We start from the raw sequence: 20,888 nt of genomic DNA on the forward strand, positions 1-20,888 counted from the left end.
TTGTGCGTGGAGCGCACCGGTGCAGAGCATGGCGCATAGTCCGGCAGCTGCCAGGCGTGCCGGGAAGTTTTTTTTGAGGGTCATATGTCTGTCTTGTATTAAGTTAAGTCCTGTTAATTTGTATTAAAACGCAAAGAAAGAAATTTTTATTATGGAAATATAACAATCCGTAAATAAAAATATATTTTTTACAAACCTATGGTATATTCGAAAATCTTCCATTAGAGAAATATGTAAAAAATTGTTAAGGTTCCGTGGGGCAAATACAATCGCTATAGTATTATAGTCAAATATTTTATTTGAAATATTTCTAATTTAATTGAAAATAATACTATGTGTTTATGAATAATATAATTACAAGGTTTTATTTTTGATTGGGGAGTACATTACTTAAAATGGATTAAAATGACTCCTAAATTTCTATATTTGTTCTCTTCAACCACAACCTATGAAATTCTCACTGATCATCTGTACTTATAAAAGAGCTACTCCTTTGTTGACTCTTTTAGAATCTGTAGAGAAACAGACTGTGTACCCAAATGAGATTTTGGTTGTAGACGGAAGTCCCGATGATCTTACGAAAACAGCCTTAGAAGAAAAGTATTTCAAAGGACTTTCCTATTTTAAGGTGGAACCGAAAGATCGCGGACTAACCCGACAACGAAATTTCGGAATCAATAGGGTGATGCCCGAAGTGGGAATCGTTTGTTTTTTAGATGATGATACCGTACTGGAACCTACTTATTTTGAGGAAATCCTATCGGTTTATAATATTCATCCTGAAGCTTTGGGAGTAGGAGGTTATATTACTAATGAAACACTTTGGCAACCCATTGCAGAAAACTATAAAGAAAAGGCAAATGAATTTGTTTATGACGGTTGGAAACGCAAAGACGGTTCCCGTTTTGTAGCCCGAAAGAAATTAGGACTTGATAGTAATATGGCACCCGGATTTGCCCCAGAATATTCACATGGAAGAAGTATAGGTTTTTTGCCACCATCAGGAAAGATTTACGAAGTACAGCAACTGATGGGTGGTGTTTCATCGTTTCGGAAAGAAGTTTTTGACCGACTTCGGTTTTCTACTTATTTTGAAGGCTATGGTTTATATGAAGATGCTGATTTTACGTTACGGCTTTCCAATCTAGGCAAATTATATGTCAATACAAACGCTAAGTTGGCGCATTATCATGATGCATCAGGACGGCCAAATAAGTATGCTTATGGGAAAATGGTAGTGCGTAATGGTTGGTACGTATGGCGGTCAAAATATCCCAAACCGTCTATCAAGGCTAAATTGAAATGGCACAGCATTACACTGCTGTTAACCTTAATTCGATATGGAAACGCACTTACTTCCTCACAAAAAAAGCAGGCTTTTACAGAGGCATTAGGAAGAACTGTAGGTTGGTGGAGCTTGTTTTTTAGCAAACCTAAACCAGAGCAGTCATGAAGTTTGCCATTATTACCCACGTACCTCATTTAAAAGAAAACGACAGACTTTATGCCTATGCGCCCTATGTGCGTGAGATGAATCTGTGGATAGAGAATGTAGACGAGGTGCTTTTAGTAGCACCAACGACAGAGTTGCAGCCAAACGCTATTCATCTGCCTTATGAAGAGGAAGTCCGATTGATGGAAATTCCAGGATTTAATGCCATCGGATTGAAGGCAAAATTGTCAGCATTGCTTAAAATGCCCAAACTAATTAGGGTTATCTACAAAGCAATGCGTGAAGCCGATCATATCCACCTAAGATGCCCGGGTAATGTTGGTTTGCTGGGTTGCTTTGTACAGATTCTTTTTCCAAAGACACCCAAAACAGCCAAATATGCTGGCAATTGGGATCCTAAATCAAAACAGCCGTTTAGCTATAAGGTTCAGCGATGGATTTTAAGCAATACGTTCCTGACTAAAAATATGCAGGTGTTGGTGTATGGAAATTGGCCCAACCAAACCAAAAACATACGACCGTTTTTTACGGCTACCTATCGTGAGCACGATAAAAAACCAGTAATATTGCGAACCTTAGAAGGAAAAATAAAATTGCTTTTTGCAGGAACATTGGCAGAAGGCAAAAGACCATTATATGCTGTACAGTTGGCTGAAAAGCTAATTCGGCAGGGATTTGATGTGCATCTAGAGTTTTTTGGAGATGGAAAAGAAAGAAGTATTTTACAGGAATATATCGCTAAAAATAATCTGGAGAATTCCATCTTTCTAAGAGGCAACCAGACAAAAGAAAACCTACAGAAAGCCTATGAAGAAAGCCATTTTCTGCTATTGCCTTCCAAGAGTGAAGGATGGCCAAAAGTAGTAGCAGAAGCCATGTTCTGGGGATGTGTTCCGATTTCGAGCCAGGTTTCCTGCGTTGCGGATATGCTTGATTATGGCACAAGAGGATTGTTGCTTGAAATGAACCTTGAACAAGATTGTGAAAACATGGCTGCTTTGCTAAAAGCACCTGAAGAATATAAAAACAAAGCTGAAAAAGCGGTACTTTGGTCCAGAAGATATACTTTGGATTATTTTGAAAGTGAAATTAAAAGTCTTTTGAAAAACATATGAGAGTCCTGCAGCTAATTGATTCGCTGGAAGCCGGCGGTGCTGAACGTATGGCGGTCAACTATGCCAATGGCCTGAGTGTTCGGATCGCATTTTCGGCACTGGCAGTTACACGTAAGGAAGGCTTGTTGAAAGGACAGTTACAGGAATCAATTCCGTATGTATTTCTACAACGAAAACGGACGATTGATCTTCGGGCTGTTTCCAAGCTGAAACGCTTTGTAAAAGATAATAATATTGCTATTGTTCATGCGCATGGGACTTCTTATTTTATAGCAGTGATGTTGAAGATAGCCTATCCTGAAATAAAGATTGTCTGGCATGATCATCATGGTGGAAGAAGCACGCAAAAAACATATAAAAATGCTGTTTTAAAAGTAGCTTCCCGTTTTTTTGATGCAGTGATTGTGGTTAATCATGAATTAAAAGCCTGGGCAGAACGTAATCTGTCAGTTTCTAAAGTAGCATATCTTCCTAATTTTGCTGTTCAGAATGAGACTGAGGAAAAGCAAACGATACTAAAAAGTACGGATGGAAAAAGAATTATCTGCTTGTCAAATCTAAGACATCCTAAAAATCATGCCCTGCTTTTGGAGGCTTTTCGGGATTCCGGACTTAAAAAAGAAGGATGGTCGCTACATCTTGTCGGTAAAGATTCTCAAGATGAGTATTCTTTATCTTTAAAACGGTTTATAAAAGACAATCACCTGGAGGAAAGCGTTTTTATTTATGGCAGTTGTCCGGATATTAGTCATATATTACAACAAGGAACTATAGGTGTTCTGGCTTCTGTTTATGAAGGTTTTCCTGTTACTTTACTGGAATATGGAATGGCTGGACTGGCGGTTATTTCTACTAATGTTGGCTATTGTGGTGAAATTATAAAACACGAAAAAACAGGACTTTCTTTTGATCCATCAGATGTAAAAATGCTTACTATAGAATTACAACGAATGGCTGGCGATGAACAGTTGAGGAAATCAATGTCTGAGGCTTTAAAAACTAGAATAAGAGAAAGCTATTCGGAAGAAATTGTCATGAATGCCTTAATATTGCAATATCAAAACATTTTAGATGCAAAACAAAAGTAGACAGATTACCTATATTGGGCTTGTCTTGTTGCATATTGCGATTGGCTTTGCGATATACGTGTTTCCGTTACTCTCTAAAGTATACGGGTTGCTTACGTTATTGATTGGCGTTGGCATTGTACTAAAGACTTCCAATAAGCACAATGAGGTGTTGTATATTTCAGCCTATATAGCCGGAAGCGAAGTTTTACTGCGAATGACCGGAGGGAATTTTCTGAATGAATTTTCCAAATATGGCGTAATGCTATTTATGCTTATGGGAATTTTTTACAGCAGCTTTTCCAAAAACTCAATTCCGTATTGGATATATCTCTTGCTTTTAATTCCGGGTGTGGTGATTTCTACTGTAACTTTAGATATCAGTACTGATGTAAGAAAGGCGATAACTTTTAATATTGTAGGGCCGGTCTGTTTGGGCTTATGTTCGATTTATACCTATAGGCGAAAGATTTCGTTTACAGAATTATCAAACGTTTTGCTGGCTGCTGTCCTACCCATCCTGTCAACAGCCTGTTATTTGTTTATTTATACTCCTGATGTCAAAGATGTAGTGACTGGGACATCTTCTAATTTTGAAACCTCAGGCGGTTTTGGTCCTAACCAGGTTTCGACCATTTTGGGTCTTGGATTTTTTATCTTTTTTTCAAGGATGCTTCTGAATTCTCCTAACAAGAGGTATATGCTGATTAATCTGTTTTTTACATTAGTTCTTACGTTTAGGGGAATCGTTACTTTTTCCAGAGGAGGAGTAATTACAGGACTGGTAATGATTGTTATGCTTTTTGGAGCGCTGTATACGCTGGCAAATTTGCAAACCAAAATAAAACTGAATGTAGTTGTTATATTGACCGTTCTGGCGGGAATCGGAGTATGGGGCTATAGCTCTTTACAGACCAGCGGATTGATTGAAAAACGTTATGCTAATCAGGATGCAGCCGGACGTGAAAAGGAAGATAGGCTAGGAGGGAGGGAACAAATTGCATCGACCGAATTACAGATGTTTTTGGAAAATCCGGTACTGGGAATAGGCGTTGGAAAAAATAAAGAATACAGAGAAGAAATCACAGGAATCAGGGCGGCATCCCATAATGAATTGACACGGATGTTGGCCGAACATGGCACGCTGGGTATTTTTGCAATACTGATTTTATTCTTTACGCCCTTATTTTTGTATGTTGACAATAAGCACCATTTTTACTTGCTGTCGTTTTTTGTGTTTTGGTTTCTGACCATCAACCATGCTGCCATGAGATTAGTAGCTCCTGCTTTTATTTATTCGCTAACATTACTCAAAGTATATTCTATTGAAAAACCTACTGTACATAGGGAATAAATTATCACAACATGGTTTTTCGGTTACTTCAATCGAAACTTTGGGACCGCTTTTGGAAGGTGAAGGCTATACGCTTTTTTATGCTTCGTCCAAAAAGAATAAGATAGTGCGACTGCTTGATATGCTATGGACTACGATACGGTTAAGAAACAAGGTTGATTATATTCTTATCGATACCTATAGCACATCCAATTTTTGGTATGCTTTTTTGAGCAGCCAGTTGGCACGTTTACTAAAGATAAAATATATCCCGATGCTGCGTGGCGGCGATTTACCGGCACGACTTGCTAAAAATCCGGGACTGTGCAATATGCTTTTTAATTATGCCTATAAAAATATAGCTCCTTCCGGATATCTTTTTGAGCATTTCCAAAAAAAGGGCATCCAAAACATGGTTTATATTCCCAATACGCTCGATATTCGCAATTATTCTTTTAAGAAAAGGGATATAGGACAGCCAAAACTTCTGTGGGTTAGGGCATTTGCGGCTATTTATAATCCATTTATGGCTGTTGAAGTATATCGTGAAATCAAAAAAGAATTTCCAGAAGCATCGCTTTGTATGGTTGGGCCTGAAAAAGACGGTATGCTGGGAAAAACCAGGGAATTGGCTTTGAAATACCAGTTGGATGTAAAATTTACCGGAAAACTTGCCAAAGCCGACTGGATTCACTTATCTGAGACTTACGATATCTTTATCAATACTACCCATTTTGATAATACACCTGTCAGTGTTATGGAAGCTATGGCTTTAGGATTGCCAGTGGTTAGTACAAATGTTGGCGGTATTCCTTTTTTACTTGAAGATGGAAAAACGGCACTTTTGGTAGAAGACGGGAATACAGAAACCATGATTGATGCGATTAAAAAGATAACTGAAAATAAGAACCTAGCCGAAGATTTGGCTCAAAACGCAAGAGAAAAAGCCAAAAGTTTCGACTGGAAACAGGTGAAGCTACTATGGAATAAAATTTTGTGTTAGCGATAGATTTATTATTACTAAAATAATGTTAAATTGCGCTAGTCCAAATCTACCACAGATGTTCTCGTTTAAAAAAATACATTTTGAAATCTCGGAGCGTAAGCTCCTGTTACGATTGTTTGATGTATTGACTGTAATCCTGGCACTTTACATAGTAGGGCTACTTTTCAAATTTGATTATTTCAGCATTTCCAAAGCCAATTTTTACTGGACGATTGTTTTAGGAATCTACCTGAATATTTTGGGCACCGTCTTTGAAATGTATAATCTACAGACTGCCAGTAATCAGTATCAGATTATCAAAAGTATACTGCTTACGTCTTCTACCACCGTATTATTCTTTCTCTTAACACCTATTTTTACACCGGTACTTCCTTCTAACAGGTTACAGATAATCTATTTTTTCCTGGCAATTACCTTAGCTTTATTTATATGGCGTATGTTTTATCAGGCTTTCCTGGCTTCACATCGTTTTTTAAAGCGCGTTGTTATGGTTTGTGACAAAAACCAGCTGGAAGAATTGGTCGCGTCATTAGAAAAGGTTGATCCGCATTATAAAATATTAGGTTTTATCAATACGGATTCCAAAGGTGATAATTCGTTAGATACGGCTAACGTTGCCACGATAGAAATTGCAGAACTAAATGGTTTTATAAAGAAAAATGCAATATCAGAAATAGTTATAGCTTCACAAAAAACAGACGGGATAACGGTTGATTTGTACAGCCGTCTTTTGGCTCTTTTAGAGCAGGGATTTGTGATTCGGGAATATACACAGGTTTATGAAACCATCACACAACGTATTCCGGTTCAGTATGTTGATAGGGATTTTTACAGGTATTTCCCGTTCAGCCGGAGCAACCATAATAAGCTCTATTTATTATTGGCTAGGCTTATTGAAATTCTGATTTCATTGGCAGGAATAGCCATCGGATTGTATTTGTTGCCGTTTATTTACGTTGCTAATTTTATCGGAAATAAAGGCTCCCTGTTTTATGTACAGGAAAGGGTAGGGAAAAATGGCAAGATATTCAAGATTTATAAATTCCGGACAATGGTAAAAAATGCTGAGACTGATACGGCAATATTCGCTACACAGAATGACAGCAGAATTACCTTTTTCGGTAAGTTTTTAAGAAAATCAAGAATAGACGAGTTTCCACAGTTTATAAACGTACTCAAAGGCGATATGGCAGTTATTGGCCCAAGACCAGAACGTCCGTTTTTTGTAGAACAGATTGCCAACCAGATGCCGTTTTATCAAACCCGACACGTAATCAAGCCCGGACTTACCGGATGGGCACAGGTCAATTATTCGTATGGAGATTCTATAAAGGACAGCTTGATTAAGCTACAGTATGACCTGTATTATATCAAGCACCGAAGTATTTTTCTTGACATCAATATTACAGTCAAGACTTTCAGCACAATTCTCTTTTATCGCGGACAATAATCTAAGCGGTTGCTGTTTTTATCTTTTTATTCTTTCTAGCCCATTTTGCTAAGATTATCGTAGAAGTAATCAATAATGGCATAAATAGTAATAACTGTGCTTTATTGATAATAACAATCAAATAGATAGCGATACAAGCTAAATTAAACAGGGCAAGGTTGGATATCCACTTGCGATTTTTCTTTTTGTAGAAATAGAGCAGAAGTAATAATGATGGATTGAATAAAAGCACATTATAATTCCAACGCACTTCTTCGTGAAACGAATAAAAACCTACGAGTGAAAGGAAGACGCCTAATAGTCCCAAAATTGTAAAATAAGTAATATAAACGGTATTGTTTTTTAGCACGATAATCAAGAGTATCAAGGCTGAAAAAACATAAATATTATTCCAATACGAAACCGTCTTTATAGGTTTGGCTTCAAAGATTGTTTTGGTTTCTGTAACCAAAGGTTTTCCATTATAAGCCGTAGTTTTTAAAACATTCATTAATTCCAAAGGAAGAAACAATACTTCGGCTTTTTTGTCTGTTTTAGGACCAAAAATGATATTGATACCTAGTTTCTGGAAAAAATTACCGCTCAGATAAGGGTTGAGTATTTCTCTGTACGTTACCGTAACCGGTTTTTTTGTAGTAATGATTTTTCCGCCAAGCACATCATTTACCTTATCAATAACCATAGTAGTACAGTTCTTATCGATGAATTTATAAGTATAAAAACGTTCGTCAGAATAAAGATTTTTATTCAATTCATCGAGTAACTTCTGTTTCTGAATTTTGCTCAGGTTGAGTTCCTGTTCATAAATAGAACGGTTTTCTTCTCTGTAGCCATATTCAAAGTCGGCATACTGATTAGTGGCAACAAAATATTGCAGGTCACCTTTGACGAATTTTGCAAGAAAGTAAGGCGTATTGAAATCAAAATAGCCAAAATTATAAACGACATCTAAACCACGCTGTTCGTCTAAAACACGAAGGCCGGTATGTCCGTAAAGAGTATGTGATTCATTGGCAGTGCCTATGGTCAGGATACTTATTTTTGCAGAATCGGATAAGATTGCGCTTTGCGAAAAACCTTTAGATAGTGGAAATGCCAGCAATAATAAAAGAAGAAAAAGTCTGATTCTTGACATAGGATAAAATTAAAGCACAAATATCCGTAAAACTACTAAATATTTTCATGCCGGAACTATCCGAAAATTATCTTCTAAAGATACCCAGGTCTACTTTTACCGAGAAGATATTAGAATACAAGGCCACACTTTGGTCGCCAATATCCGTCAGCGCATAATCTACCTGTACGCCTTTGTATTTAAATCCAAGTCCAATGTTAGGCTGAAAACCTACTTTTTCACTTCCGTCAAGCTGTTTTACATTTTGAAAATTCCCAACACCGGCTCTTAAAAAAACAAGGTCGGTATATCCGAATTCAAAACCAATAGCCGGATCAATGCTTACGACATCAGTAGAAATAATATCTTTAGTACGGGCAAAACTCATATTTAAATTGGCAGCAGCCAGAATGCTATAGTCGTAACGGATGATGAATTTTTTGGCAATCCCGAATTGTGCTTTGGGAAGCGTGATTTCAGAATCTTCAGGCAATTGCTGGTTTTCGCCGGGAATAGCATCCTTAATTTTATTATAGGCTTTCTCGTCAATATTCCAGATGTTATAAGTTGTGGTGACGTCACGTACCATCAATCCGAATTTCCAATCATTTCTTTCGAACTGTACTCCGATGTCAAAACCAAATCCCCAGGAATTGGCAAAATCTCCAATAACTCGTCTAATTACTTTGGCATTTACTCCGTATTGGAATCCCGGAATTTTTAATTTTCGGGCATAGGAAAAAGTCACGCCATAGTCAGCAGTAGAAAACAGGCTGATTCGGTTGTAATCGATATTCCCTTCACTGTCAATTAATTCGGTGGTATTTAAGATGTCGTCAACTCCAAAACGGATTAGAGATAGTCCCCAGGCGCTTTCATTGTCAATTGGCATGGCAAAACCGGCATAGTCATATTGTGCAATATTGGCAAAATAGCTGGCGTGCATCAAAGAAGCCTGTTTGTCTTCAAGGTAAATAAGCCCGGCCGGATTCCAATATCCGGAATTGACGTCATTAGTGCTGGCCGTCACAGCATTCGACATACCCAATGCGGCCGCATCGACACCAATATTCATAAATTCATTGGAATATTTCCTGACCGCCTGGCTATAAGCGAAAGAGCATACCAAAAGAAAAGAAGCTATAAGGGGTTTTTTCAAAGCAAATTGTTTTTACAAGCCGAAATCTGTATTGTTAATTTATCGTCCAAAAATATAAATTTTTATTGAGCTTCCTTCAGCACCTTGTAACAATAAATAGCACTAAGGAAGTTCAAGTTAAAAATCTGTTATAAGAAACGCGCTGCACTATAAACTTATTGTGCTAAATTTGCGCTCATGCCAACTAAAAACAATTAGATATGCGAATCAAGGCTCAAGTTCCGAATATTATAACGCTGCTCAACCTATTTTCAGGATGCATTGCATTAATCTTTGCTTTCCATCAGGATTTTAAGCTGGCCTTTTTATTTGTGTGTCTTGGAATTTTTCTGGATTTCTTTGATGGCTTTTTTGCAAGGCTGTTTAAAGTTTCCAGTCCGTTAGGATTGCAACTCGATTCTTTGGCTGATATGGTAACCAGTGGTGTAGTACCGGGACTGGCGATGTATTATTTGATGAATCAGGCGTTAGGCTTTCCGTCTTCCGGATGGCAAATGCTATTTCCATATCTGGGTTTTATCATTACTTTGGGTTCCTGCTATCGCTTGGCCAATTTCAATATCGATACCCGCCAGACCGATTCTTTTATCGGATTGCCAACTCCGGCCAATGCGCTGTTTATTTTAAGTCTTCCACTTATTTTGCTTGATAACCAATACGGATTTATTTCGCAAGCCTTGAGCAATCCTTGGATATTGCTTGTAATTTCTCTTTTCAGTGCTTTTATGCTCAATGCTGAAATTCCTCTTTTTTCATTAAAAGTAAAAAGCGCTAGTTTTGCCAAAAACAAGCTTCAGATTATATTTTTGGCTGTATCTGTACTGCTTTTAGTGTTTTTTAAAGCATTGGGAATTCCGTTGTTGATTCTTTTTTATATACTGTTGTCGGTTTTGACGAATAAGAAAAGTATTTAAGATTGCAGATTTAAGATTTGAGATTGCAGATTTTGGATTTAAGATTTTTGTCGTTGATTGCGTAGATTCCACTTGTTTTTCTGATAGAATTACTTTGATTACTCAATTTGTGGTGTTTAAAAAAAGTAACAATTCTCATAATCCGGCGTTTTATAATTTTAAGTTTCAGATATCACTTTTTCTCAAAAACATTTATTTTTACTGAATGAAGAAGCCGGCTCCAAGAAGAAAACCTGCAATACGAAAACCCAAAAAGAAGAAAAGTTTCTTCTCCGGAAACGTATTGAAATTTTCACTTTGGGCGTTTTTTATCCTTTTGCTCGCCGGAACAGCCTATCACTATAGAGAAGGACTGGCTTACTATTTCAGTTTTAAGACAGACAAAAAGCTCGCAGAAGAAAAGCGGATTGCCGATGTCAGGATTTATCAGGTTTTAAGCAAACACGAGAATAAGGTATACGGTTTTGACGTATCCGAATACCAGGGCGATGTGGAGTGGGAAAAAGCGAAAGCTATCGAAGAAACATTTCCATTGGGATTTGTTTTTATACGCGCAACAGCCGGAAAAGATAGAGTAGATGCTACTTTTAAGGACAATTGGAAGGAAGCAAAAAAGCACAAGCTAATTCGTGGTGCTTATCATTACTATCGTCCGAATGAGAATTCTATTGAACAGGCTGACAATTTTATCAAAACCGTAAAACTTCATAAAGGCGATTTGCCTCCGGTTCTGGATATTGAAAAACTACCTAAAGAACAATCTATAGACAGCCTTAAGATTGGCTTAAAGCGATGGTTGAAAAAAGTAGAAAAGCACTATAATGTAAAACCGATTATTTACTCAGGAGAAAGCTATTATAATGATTTCCTGAAAGAAGAGTTTAAAGGCTACACGTTTTGGATTGCCAACTATAATTTTTTTGAAGAAACCATCAAAGACGAATGGTTGTTTTGGCAATTCACAGAAAAAGCTACCGTACCAGGCATCGAAGGTACAGTAGATGTCAATATCTACAACGGCACACAGAAACAATTGCAGTATTTCACCATCAACTAAAAACAAAAAAACCGAAAAGCACTAACTTCCCGGTTCTGTCTATTGTCTATCTTCTATTATCTATTTTCTGCAATCCAAAATCTAAAATCCCAAATCAAAGATCTTAAATCATAAATCTAAAACTCCAACTTCTTCTTACGCAACTCAAAGTTTTGTCCTAAATAAACCCTTCTCACCATTTCGTCCTGAACCAGTTCTTCCGGAACACCTGCTTTTAAGATGCCACCTTCAAACATCAGGTAGGTCTTATCAGTAATAGCAAGCGTTTCCTGCACGTTGTGGTCGGTGATAAGAATTCCGATATTTTTATTTTTTAATTGGGCTACGATTCTTTGGATATCTTCTACTGCCACCGGGTCAACTCCGGCAAACGGCTCATCCAATAAGATAAATTTTGGATCGGTTGCCAAAGCACGTGCAATTTCTGTACGTCTTCTTTCACCTCCGGAAAGCAAGTCGCCACGGTTAGTACGGATATGTCCTAGGCTAAATTCAGCAATAAGACTTTCCATTTTGGCTTCTTGTTCCTGTTTGGAAAGATTGGTTAATTGAAGCACGCTTAAAATGTTGTCTTCAATACTTAGTTTTCTAAAAACCGAAGCTTCCTGAGCCAGATAACCAATTCCGTTCTGCGCTCTTTTATACATCGGATAGTCGGTAATTTCAGTCTCGTCAAGATAAATTTTGCCGCTATTTGGTTTTACCAAACCTACAATCATATAAAAAGAAGTAGTTTTTCCGGCACCATTAGGTCCTAGAAGACCTACAATTTCTCCTTGATTTACTTCTACAGAAATACCTTTTACAACACTTCTTCCTTTGTATGTTTTGACCAGATTGTCAGCTCTTAGAATCATATTCCGATTTTTTAATCTTTATAAAATTGCCGAACAAATAAACGACTATTCAGAGTAAAGCGGTTACTAATTAACAATTATTTATTTTCTTCCAGTGCTTCCCAGAATTCGTAAGCTCTTCTCAAATGTGGGATTACGATTGTACCGCCTACTAAAGTGGCAATGCTCATGGCTTCCATCATTTCTGCTTTTGTGATGCCTTCTTTATGGCAGGTTTCCAAATGATATTTTACGCAATCATCGCATCGCAAAACGGCAGAAGCTACTAATCCGAGTAGTTCTTTGGTCTTGACATTTAATGCGCCTTCCATATAGGCGTTAGTATCAAGGTTGAAAATCCTTTTGATGACTTTGTTGTCGTCATTTAGCAGCTTTTCATTCATTACCTGACGGTAATCATTGAATTCTTTAACTAGATTGCTCATCTTTCAGCTTATTTTTTAATACCCAGCCAGAAATAAAAATGCTGAGTTCGTATAATATTAATAATGGGATAGTCACGATAATCTGGCTCACTACATCAGGAGGCGTTACGATAGCCGCAATAATCAGAATGATAACGATGGCATATTTTCTGTATTTCCTTAAAAATGTAGGTGTTATAAGTCCTAATTTGGAAAGGAAAAACATAACGATTGGCAATTCAAAAACCAAACCGCAAGACAGCGTAGTGCTTCGTATCAGTGAGATATAAGAATCCAAATCGATATCGTTGTGGATTTGCGTACTCACCTGATATCCTGCCAGGAAGTTGATAGAAAGCGGCGTGATGATAAAATAACCAAATAATACTCCAAGGAAAAATAGGAAAGAAGCCACGGCTAAAAACAGTTTGGCATTCTTTTTTTCTTTATCATATAATGCCGGGCTGATAAATTTCCAACATTCCCATAAAATAAAGGGAAAGGCAAGAATAAATCCGGCAGTTATAGAGGTCCAGATGTGCGCATTGAACTGTCCGGACATGACACGGCTCTGTACGTCGAAATTAATTTTATAATCGCAGAAACCCTCTCCTGTACTACCAAAGAACTTGCTGACTTCGCAGAACCAACGGTAGGTAATAAAGTTAGGATCTTTTGGACCGAATATAATCTTATCAAAAATAAAATCACTGAAGAAGAATGCAACAGTGGAAGCGACTACTATAGCTAATGTGCTTCTGATTAGCAACCATCGGAGTTCTTCCAAATGGTCAAGAAACGACATTTCGTTTGCGTTTTTCTTTCTAGCCATAATTATACGATTCCTTCTTTTAAAATATCATGGAGGTGGATAACTCCCAAATAATTGCCTTCATCCACGACAACCAACTGCGTTATTGAAAAATCTTCTAAAATATTTAGGGCATCAACAACCATATCGCTGGATTTAATCACCTTTGGATTTTTGGTCATGATGTCTTTTGCTGTCAGGTCGTTGAAAGTATCCCGGTCGTTAAGCATTCTTCTGATATCGCCATCTGTAATGATGCCTATGACTTTATCGTTTTCTACTACGGCAGTAACTCCCAATCTTTTTTCAGAAATCTCAACAATAACTTTCTTGATGCTCGAATCCGGAGCCACAATAGGTCTGTGTGTAGTATCGAGCATATCCTTAACGCGAAGCAATAGTTTTTTTCCTAAAGCGCCTCCCGGATGGTATTTGGCAAAATCTTCGCTCTTAAAATCACGAAGTTCCATCAAGGCTACAGCCAAAGCATCGCCTATGACAAGCTGTGCTGTTGTGCTGTTGGTAGGAGCAAGGTTAATTGGATCGCATTCTGATTCAACATACGCATTTAATACGTAATCGGATTCTTTTCCGAGAAAAGAAGTTAAATTTCCGGTAATCGCAATTAAAATGTTTCCAAAACGTTTTAACAGAGGAACCAAGACTTTGATTTCCGGACTGTTACCGCTTTTTGAAATACAGATAACGACATCATCTTGCTGTACCATTCCCAAATCGCCATGAATGGCTTCTGAAGCGTGCAGGAACATTGATGGCGTTCCGGTAGAATTAAGCGTAGCTACGATTTTTTGAGCAATGATGGCGCTTTTTCCTATTCCGGTAACAATCAGGCGTCCTTTTGACTTGAAAATGATTTTTACAGCTTCGGCAAAATCGTTGGTGAGAAGTTCTGAAAGATTTGCAATTGCTTTACTTTCAGCTAATATTGTTTTTTTGGCAGAGGCCAATATTGCTTCTTTTTCTATCAAAACAGATTTTTTATAAAATTTGTGGTTATAAAAGAAAGTTGTATCTTTATGTTGTGCAAATTTATGTAAAATACCATTAAAAAAGAATGAATTCAAACGAAATTGACATCCACTACGAATTAAAAAAATATTTTGGCTTTAGCCAATTTAAGGGATTGCAAGAACAAGTTGTCAAGAGTATCATACACAGAAATAATACATTCGTTATTATGCCTACCGGTGGCGGAAAATCCCTCTGCTATCAACTTCCAGCCCTAACACAGGAAGGTACGGCAATTGTAGTTTCTCCGCTGATTGCGCTTATGAAAAATCAGGTGGATGCCATACGAAGCCTTTCTTCTGAAAATGGAATAGCCCACGTTTTAAATTCATCACTTACAAAAACCGAGATCGCTCAGGTAAAAAAGGATATTGTTTCCGGAATTACGAAACTATTATACGTAGCGCCAGAATCGCTAACCAAAGAAGAATACATACAGTTTCTGAAAAGCGTGCCGCTTTCTTTTGTGGCTATTGATGAAGCGCACTGTATTTCGGAATGGGGACATGACTTCCGTCCTGAATATCGAAATCTTAGAGCCATTATAAAACAGCTTGGTGATATTCCGGTGATCGGATTAACGGCAACAGCTACACCAAAAGTTCAGGAAGACATCCTGAAAAATTTGGATATGGTCAATGCCACGACATTCAAGGCATCGTTCAACCGTCCGAATTTGTTTTATGAAGTACGCACAAAAACTAAAAATATTGAATCGGATATTATCCGATTTATCAAACAACATAAAGGGAAATCCGGTATCATCTATTGCCTTAGTCGTAAAAAAGTAGAGGAAATTGCTCATGTTTTGCAGGTAAACGGAATCAGCGCGGTTCCGTATCATGCAGGTCTGGATGCTAAAACGCGTGCCAAACATCAGGATATGTTCCTGATGGAAGATGTTGACGTGGTGGTAGCGACAATTGCTTTTGGAATGGGAATTGACAAGCCAGATGTTCGTTTTGTCATTCACCATGATATTCCAAAATCATTAGAAAGCTATTATCAGGAAACAGGTAGGGCAGGACGTGACGGAGGCGAAGGACATTGCTTAGCTTATTATTCGTATAAAGACGTAGAAAAGCTGGAGAAATTTATGGCCGGAAAACCGGTTGCCGAACAGGAAATTGGTTTTGCACTTTTGCAGGAAGTCGTTGCCTATGCAGAAACTTCGATGTCGAGAAGGAAATTCTTATTGCACTATTTTGGAGAAGAATTCGACAGCGAGACAGGCGAAGGTGCCGATATGGACGACAACGTAAGGAATCCGAAGAAAAAAGTCGAAGCAAAAGACCAGGTAGTCAAATTGCTGAAGATTGTTCGCGATACCAAACATTTATACAAATCAAAAGAGATTATTTTCACTTTGATTGGCAAAATCAATGCTACCATCAAGGCACATAAAACCGATGCTCAGAGTTTCTTTGGCAGCGGTGCTGATTTTGACGAACGCTATTGGATGGCTCTGATTCGTCAGGTTCTGGTAGATGGTTATTTGTCAAAAGATATTGAAACCTACGGTATATTGAAACTTACGGAAAAGGGTGCTGATTTTATCAAGAACCCGACTTCCTTCATGATGTCTGAAGACCACGATTATAATGAAGCGGAAGACGAAGCCATTGTTACAGCGGCAAAATCTTCGGGTACAGCCGATGAAGTTTTGATGGGTATGTTGCGTGATTTGCGTAAAAAAGTGGCTAAAAAATTAGGTGTGCCGCCATTTGTGGTATTCCAGGATCCGTCATTAGAAGATATGGCCTTGAAATATCCGGTTTCTATTGAGGAGTTAGGAAGCGTTCACGGCGTTGGAGAAGGAAAAGCCAAAAAATACGGTAAAGATTTTGTTGAGCTGATTGGACGTTATGTTGAAGATAACGATATTATCCGTCCGGATGATTTGGTTGTAAAATCTACAGGCGCAAATTCAGCTTTGAAATTATACATCATCCAAAACGTAGACAGAAAACTTTCCCTGAACGACATTGCAAAGGCCAAAGGACTTGATATGGACGTACTGTTGAAAGAAATGGAGCAGATTGTCTATTCGGGTACCAAACTGAATATTAAATACTGGATTGACGATATTTTAGACGAAGACCAACAGGAAGAAATCCATGAGTACTTTATGGAATCACATTCCGATAATATAAAAGACGCCCTTAAGGAATTTGATGGCGATTATGACATCGAAGAACTTCGTTTGATGCGAATTAAGTTTATTAGCGAAGTGGCGAATTAATTTGGAATTAGGAATTTTTCGGATTCTTGATTTGAGATTTCGGATTTAAGATTTAAGATATTAGATTTAAGATTTCAGAGGGCAGTAAATGTTTTCTGAAATCTTATTTTTTTTGCACTCACTCCCAACTATCGACTATCCACTAAAAACTATCCACTTTTTTTAACTATCGACTCTCCACTATCCCTTTTCAATTATCCTCTATCTACTAAAAACTATCAACTATTTTCAACTATTCGCTTCTAAATCAAAAATCTTAAATCACAAATCACAAATTATTCTTCCCAGATTTCTCCACGGTGTGGTTTTAGTGCGTCTCTGACTGCAATCATATTCTCTTCTTCCACGACCATAAAAGCAATGGCGTGCATTTCGTGCAAGGTTTCGAATCCGGTGATATTGAGTGGAAGCTTTTCTGCTTCAATAAATTCTTTAAGGTGGATTTCGTGATGTTCTGCGGTTTTGGTGCCGGCTGGACCTCTAAAATCCCATATTAGCTTTATTCTTCTGGACATTATTTGTGCTTTTTTGGAAAGCAAATTTACGAACTTATAGTGGCTTGTTCTTTTTTTGGGCACAATAAGTTGCAAAAGTTTAAATGACCATCGGAAGTTTGTACTAGATAGTAACGGTTCAATACGAACTTTGCGGCTCTGCGCCTTTGCGAGCAACTATTTCACGCAAAGGCGCTAAGCCGCAAAGCAAGAAACTTATTGAAATTTGTTTTTGGTATACCGTTTCAAATAATCAATAAAGTTTATATTTGGGAAAAGATGTACCATGAAATTATCACACTATCTCTTTCTTTTTTGTTTTCAATTGGGCTTTTCGCAGGAACTGACTTTAGAAAAAGCAAACCATCTTGCCACTTTACCAATCAAATGTCTGCAACAGGAATATCCTAATAAGTTAGGGCAGCTTTTACAGGATGCTACCGAATTACAATCGCCAAAAAAACTGCATCCGGCATTTTACGGTTGTTTTGACTGGCATTCGTCCGTTCACGGACATTGGAGCTTGGTCTATCTGTTAAAACGATTTCCAGATCTGGACAAACGTGATGAAATCATACAGAAATTAAAAGTAAATCTTTCCAAAGAAAACATACAACAGGAAGTAGCTTATCTATCCAAAGAGCATGAAAAATCGTTTGAACGTACTTACGGCTGGGCATGGTTGTTAAAATTGCAATTGGAATTGGAAACCTCTAACGAGCCGTATGCAAAAGAATTGGCTGATAACTTGAAACCGCTTTCAGATATTATTACCACGCGATATATAGAGTTTTTGCCAAAACTATTGTATCCGGTTAGGGCAGGAACGCATGCAAATACAGCTTTTGGGTTGAATTTTGCATGGGATTATGCCGTACATTCCAATAATCAGGCTTTGCAAAAAAGCATCTGGGTAAATGCAACACGTTTGTTTCAAAATGATAAAGATTGTCCTTTTACCTGGGAACCTAGCGGAACCGATTTCCTTTCGCCTTGCCTGGAAGAAATGGGTATTATGCAGCGCATTTTGCCTCGTGAAGAATTCCTGAAATGGATGAAAAGCTTTGCGCCGACGCTTTTTAATAAAAGATTTACCTGGGATGTAGCAAAGGTTTCTGATCGTACAGACGGACATTTGGTACATCTGGACGGATTAAATTTTAGCCGTGCCTGGAACTTATATTCCTTAATCAACCAATATCCTAAAGAGTTTTGGTATTTAAAGGATGTAGCCGACAAACATCTGGATTTTTCCTTACCATCCGTAGTTGATGGTAATTATGAAGGTGAGCATTGGCTGGCTTCTTTTGCGTTGCGGGCTTATGAAGAAAAACAGTAATAACTCATAAAAGGCGGACTGTTTGGCTAAAAAATAATTCTGAATTTATTTTCTACCTTTGCCCCATGCCAAGAGAATTTCAAATACAAGTAGCGCCCGAAGTGGCTGCTAATTCGCAATTATTGACGGACCATGTTGCCAAGCTGATGCAGGTAAATCCTGCCGAAATCAGGCATATTGCCATACTGAAACGTTCTATTGACGCCCGACAAAAATCAATCAAGATTAATCTTAAGATTCAGGCGTATTGGAAAGAAGATTATCAGGAAACCAAAATCGGACTTCCGGACTATAAAGACGTGTCTAACAAGCAGGAAGTAATTGTTATTGGAGCAGGGCCTGCGGGTCTCTTTGCAGCCTTGCAATTGATAGAATTAGGATTGAAGCCTATTGTGTTGGAACGTGGCAAGGACGTGCAGGAAAGACGCCGTGATTTGAAAGCCATCAACAGAGATCATATCGTAAACGAGGATTCGAACTATTGTTATGGCGAAGGCGGAGCCGGAACTTATTCTGACGGTAAATTGTATACGCGTTCTAAAAAGCGTGGCGATGTAGACCGTATTTTGGAATTGTTTGTTGGGTTTGGAGCCTCGGAAGAAATTCTGGTAGAAGCGCATCCGCATATCGGGACAAACAAATTGCCGAAAATCATCAAGGCCATGCGTGAAAAGATTATCGAGTTTGGCGGCGTAGTCTTGTTTGATACTCGTGTGACCGATATTTTAGTAAAAAACAACGAAGTAGAAGGAGTAGAAACCCAAAAGGGAGATAGTATCCGAGCTTCAAAAATCATATTGGCTACTGGCCATTCGGCAAGGGATATTTTTGAATTGCTTGACCGAAAGAAAATTTTTATCGAAGCCAAGCCTTTTGCTTTGGGTGTTCGTGCAGAACATCCGCAAACGCTGATTGACAGCATACAGTACAGTTGCGATTTCCGTGGAGATTATCTTCCGCCGGCGCCGTATTCTATCGTGAAACAGGTAAACGGCAGGGGAATGTATTCGTTTTGTATGTGTCCGGGTGGTGTAATTGCGCCTTGTGCTACAAGTCCGGGTGAAGTAGTAACCAACGGCTGGTCGCCATCCAAACGCGATCAGGAAACGGCCAATTCAGGAATTGTAGTCGAACTAAAACTGGAAGATTTTAAACCGTTTGCCAAGTTTGGCGCTTTGGCCGGAATGGAATTTCAAAGAAGTATCGAACAACGTGCCTGGCATCTGGCAGGCGAAACCCAACGAGTTCCGGCACAGCGTATGGTTGATTTTACACAAAGCAAAGTTTCTGCCGATATTCCAAAAACATCCTATGTTCCGGGAACCACTCCGGTAGAACTGGGACAGGTTTTTCCGGGTTTTTTAACGCAAATTATGCGTGAAGGATTTGTACAATTTGGCAAATCCATGCGAGGTTATATGACCAATGAAGCCATTTTGCATGCACCGGAATCAAGAACTTCATCGCCGGTGCGTATTCCAAGAGATAACTTTTCGTTAGAGCATGTGCAAATCAAAGGCTTATATCCGTGTGGAGAAGGCGCAGGTTATGCCGGAGGAATTATTTCGGCAGCTATTGATGGAGAAAAATGTGCTTTGAAGATTGGCGAGAGTTTGGGTGTTATGACTTCTTAAATTAGTATATGATATTGTTTTGTAATTATCCGTATATAAGTGATTACAAACGGCTAAGTGTTTAAATAAAATGTATGTTTGTATTGCGAACTTCTTTAACTATTGCTATTTATAATTAGAAATACTTGTTAAGAGTTATGCAAACTTCTGAAAAACAAGGTAGCGGACTAGTTACTTCAACCAGCACGGCAGATAATACACAAAACGTATCAAAAGTACAGGTGTGGCTTACACCGTCTCAATCTGAATTTATTGAATTTGTTTTGTTTTATGGCGCTTCGGAATTATCGAAGTCGCTAAAACTCGTGCATGATATGGCTTTATATCATTCTGATATTTCTATAAATGCTGACGAAAAGCGAGCGCTTTTTGGGGTGAAGTGTTTGTGGGAAGGAGTTGAGGAAATATAG

19 protein-coding genes are annotated in these 20,888 nt (G+C 38.1%); 12 read left to right on the forward strand and 7 right to left on the reverse strand.

Annotation, left to right across the window (positions count from 1 at the left end; genetic code table 11):
• The first annotated feature begins 448 nt into the window (after positions 1-448).
• Genes ABH942_RS14725 through ABH942_RS14750 form a run of 6 tightly spaced genes read left to right on the forward strand, consistent with a single transcriptional unit; the run spans position 449 to position 7,424 of the window.
• Positions 449-1,453: a glycosyltransferase family 2 protein gene (locus ABH942_RS14725; protein WP_370033271.1), complete on the forward strand. Its 1,005-nt coding sequence runs from the start codon at positions 449-451 to the stop codon at positions 1,451-1,453.
• Positions 1,450-2,568, forward strand: coding sequence for a glycosyltransferase family 4 protein (locus ABH942_RS14730; RefSeq protein WP_370033273.1), 1,119 nt, complete (start codon positions 1,450-1,452; stop codon positions 2,566-2,568). The genes ABH942_RS14725 and ABH942_RS14730 overlap by 4 nt, the downstream gene beginning before the upstream one ends.
• A complete protein-coding gene (locus tag ABH942_RS14735; protein WP_370033275.1) occupies positions 2,565-3,656 on the forward strand; it encodes a glycosyltransferase in 1,092 nt (363 codons plus the stop codon). The genes ABH942_RS14730 and ABH942_RS14735 overlap by 4 nt, the downstream gene beginning before the upstream one ends.
• Positions 3,640-4,989: an O-antigen ligase family protein gene (locus tag ABH942_RS14740; protein WP_370033277.1), complete on the forward strand. Its 1,350-nt coding sequence runs from the start codon at positions 3,640-3,642 to the stop codon at positions 4,987-4,989. The genes ABH942_RS14735 and ABH942_RS14740 overlap by 17 nt, the downstream gene beginning before the upstream one ends.
• Positions 4,961-5,971, forward strand: a complete 1,011-nt coding sequence (locus ABH942_RS14745) for a glycosyltransferase family 4 protein (protein WP_370033279.1) — start codon at positions 4,961-4,963, stop codon at positions 5,969-5,971. Before ABH942_RS14740 ends, ABH942_RS14745 begins: the two co-directional genes overlap by 29 nt.
• A 58-nt stretch (positions 5,972-6,029) precedes the next feature.
• A complete protein-coding gene (locus ABH942_RS14750; protein ID WP_370033281.1) occupies positions 6,030-7,424 on the forward strand; it encodes a sugar transferase in 1,395 nt (464 codons plus the stop codon).
• A gap of 1 nt (position 7,425) precedes the next feature.
• Here the strand turns inward: ABH942_RS14750 and ABH942_RS14755 are convergent, their stop codons facing one another.
• Positions 7,426-8,559 carry a DUF4105 domain-containing protein gene (locus ABH942_RS14755; protein ID WP_370033283.1) on the reverse strand — a complete coding sequence of 378 codons (1,134 nt, stop codon included), beginning with the start codon at positions 8,557-8,559 and terminating at the stop codon, positions 7,426-7,428.
• 67 nt (positions 8,560-8,626) lie between these two features.
• Complete coding sequence (locus tag ABH942_RS14760) at positions 8,627-9,613, reverse strand: PorV/PorQ family protein (protein WP_370033419.1); 987 nt, start codon at positions 9,611-9,613, stop codon at positions 8,627-8,629.
• Positions 9,614-9,897: 284 nt separating this feature from the next.
• On the opposite strand from ABH942_RS14760, the gene ABH942_RS14765 reads away from it, so the two are divergent.
• Complete coding sequence (locus ABH942_RS14765) at positions 9,898-10,611, forward strand: phosphatidylcholine/phosphatidylserine synthase (RefSeq protein WP_370033285.1); 714 nt, start codon at positions 9,898-9,900, stop codon at positions 10,609-10,611.
• A 205-nt stretch (positions 10,612-10,816) separates the two neighbouring features.
• Complete coding sequence (locus ABH942_RS14770) at positions 10,817-11,668, forward strand: glycoside hydrolase family 25 protein (protein WP_370033287.1); 852 nt, start codon at positions 10,817-10,819, stop codon at positions 11,666-11,668.
• A 116-nt stretch (positions 11,669-11,784) separates the two neighbouring features.
• Here ABH942_RS14770 and lptB read toward each other — a convergent pair whose 3' ends face one another.
• The 4 genes from lptB to ABH942_RS14790 all read right to left on the reverse strand — a co-directional run bounded on the left by lptB (position 11,785) and on the right by ABH942_RS14790 (position 14,729).
• Positions 11,785-12,525 (reverse strand): LPS export ABC transporter ATP-binding protein, encoded by a 741-nt coding sequence (gene lptB, locus ABH942_RS14775; RefSeq protein ID WP_370033289.1) that lies wholly within the window; start codon positions 12,523-12,525, stop codon positions 11,785-11,787.
• Positions 12,526-12,602: 77 nt separating this feature from the next.
• The gene (locus ABH942_RS14780) at positions 12,603-12,950 is read right to left on the reverse strand and encodes a carboxymuconolactone decarboxylase family protein (protein ID WP_370033291.1); all 348 of its coding nucleotides are present in this window, start codon (positions 12,948-12,950) and stop codon (positions 12,603-12,605) included.
• On the reverse strand, positions 12,934-13,761 hold the full coding sequence (gene tatC / locus ABH942_RS14785; protein WP_370033293.1) for a twin-arginine translocase subunit TatC: 828 nt from the start codon (positions 13,759-13,761) through the stop codon (positions 12,934-12,936). The genes ABH942_RS14780 and tatC overlap by 17 nt, the downstream gene beginning before the upstream one ends.
• Positions 13,762-13,763: 2 nt before the next feature.
• Positions 13,764-14,729 (reverse strand): SIS domain-containing protein, encoded by a 966-nt coding sequence (locus ABH942_RS14790; protein ID WP_370033294.1) that lies wholly within the window; start codon positions 14,727-14,729, stop codon positions 13,764-13,766.
• An 86-nt stretch (positions 14,730-14,815) separates the two neighbouring features.
• Between ABH942_RS14790 and recQ the strand changes: the two genes are divergently transcribed.
• Positions 14,816-17,011, forward strand: a complete 2,196-nt coding sequence (recQ, locus tag ABH942_RS14795) for a DNA helicase RecQ (protein ID WP_370033296.1) — start codon at positions 14,816-14,818, stop codon at positions 17,009-17,011.
• A gap of 275 nt (positions 17,012-17,286) precedes the next feature.
• Here the strand turns inward: recQ and ABH942_RS14800 are convergent, their stop codons facing one another.
• Positions 17,287-17,526: a hypothetical protein gene (locus ABH942_RS14800; RefSeq protein WP_056068618.1), complete on the reverse strand. Its 240-nt coding sequence runs from the start codon at positions 17,524-17,526 to the stop codon at positions 17,287-17,289.
• A 265-nt stretch (positions 17,527-17,791) separates the two neighbouring features.
• On the opposite strand from ABH942_RS14800, the gene ABH942_RS14805 reads away from it, so the two are divergent.
• The 3 genes from ABH942_RS14805 (at position 17,792) to ABH942_RS14815 (ending at position 20,888) form a co-directional block, all read left to right on the forward strand.
• Positions 17,792-18,844: a DUF2891 domain-containing protein gene (locus ABH942_RS14805; RefSeq protein ID WP_370033298.1), complete on the forward strand. Its 1,053-nt coding sequence runs from the start codon at positions 17,792-17,794 to the stop codon at positions 18,842-18,844.
• A 65-nt stretch (positions 18,845-18,909) separates the two neighbouring features.
• Entirely contained in the window at positions 18,910-20,478 is a 1,569-nt protein-coding gene (locus tag ABH942_RS14810; protein ID WP_370033300.1) for an NAD(P)/FAD-dependent oxidoreductase, read from the forward strand.
• A gap of 137 nt (positions 20,479-20,615) precedes the next feature.
• On the forward strand, positions 20,616-20,888 hold the full coding sequence (locus ABH942_RS14815; RefSeq protein ID WP_370033302.1) for a hypothetical protein: 273 nt from the start codon (positions 20,616-20,618) through the stop codon (positions 20,886-20,888).

Origin of the sequence: Flavobacterium sp. 28YEA47A, from assembly GCF_041262125.1 — a bacterium.
Lineage (GTDB): Bacteria > Bacteroidota > Bacteroidia > Flavobacteriales > Flavobacteriaceae > Flavobacterium.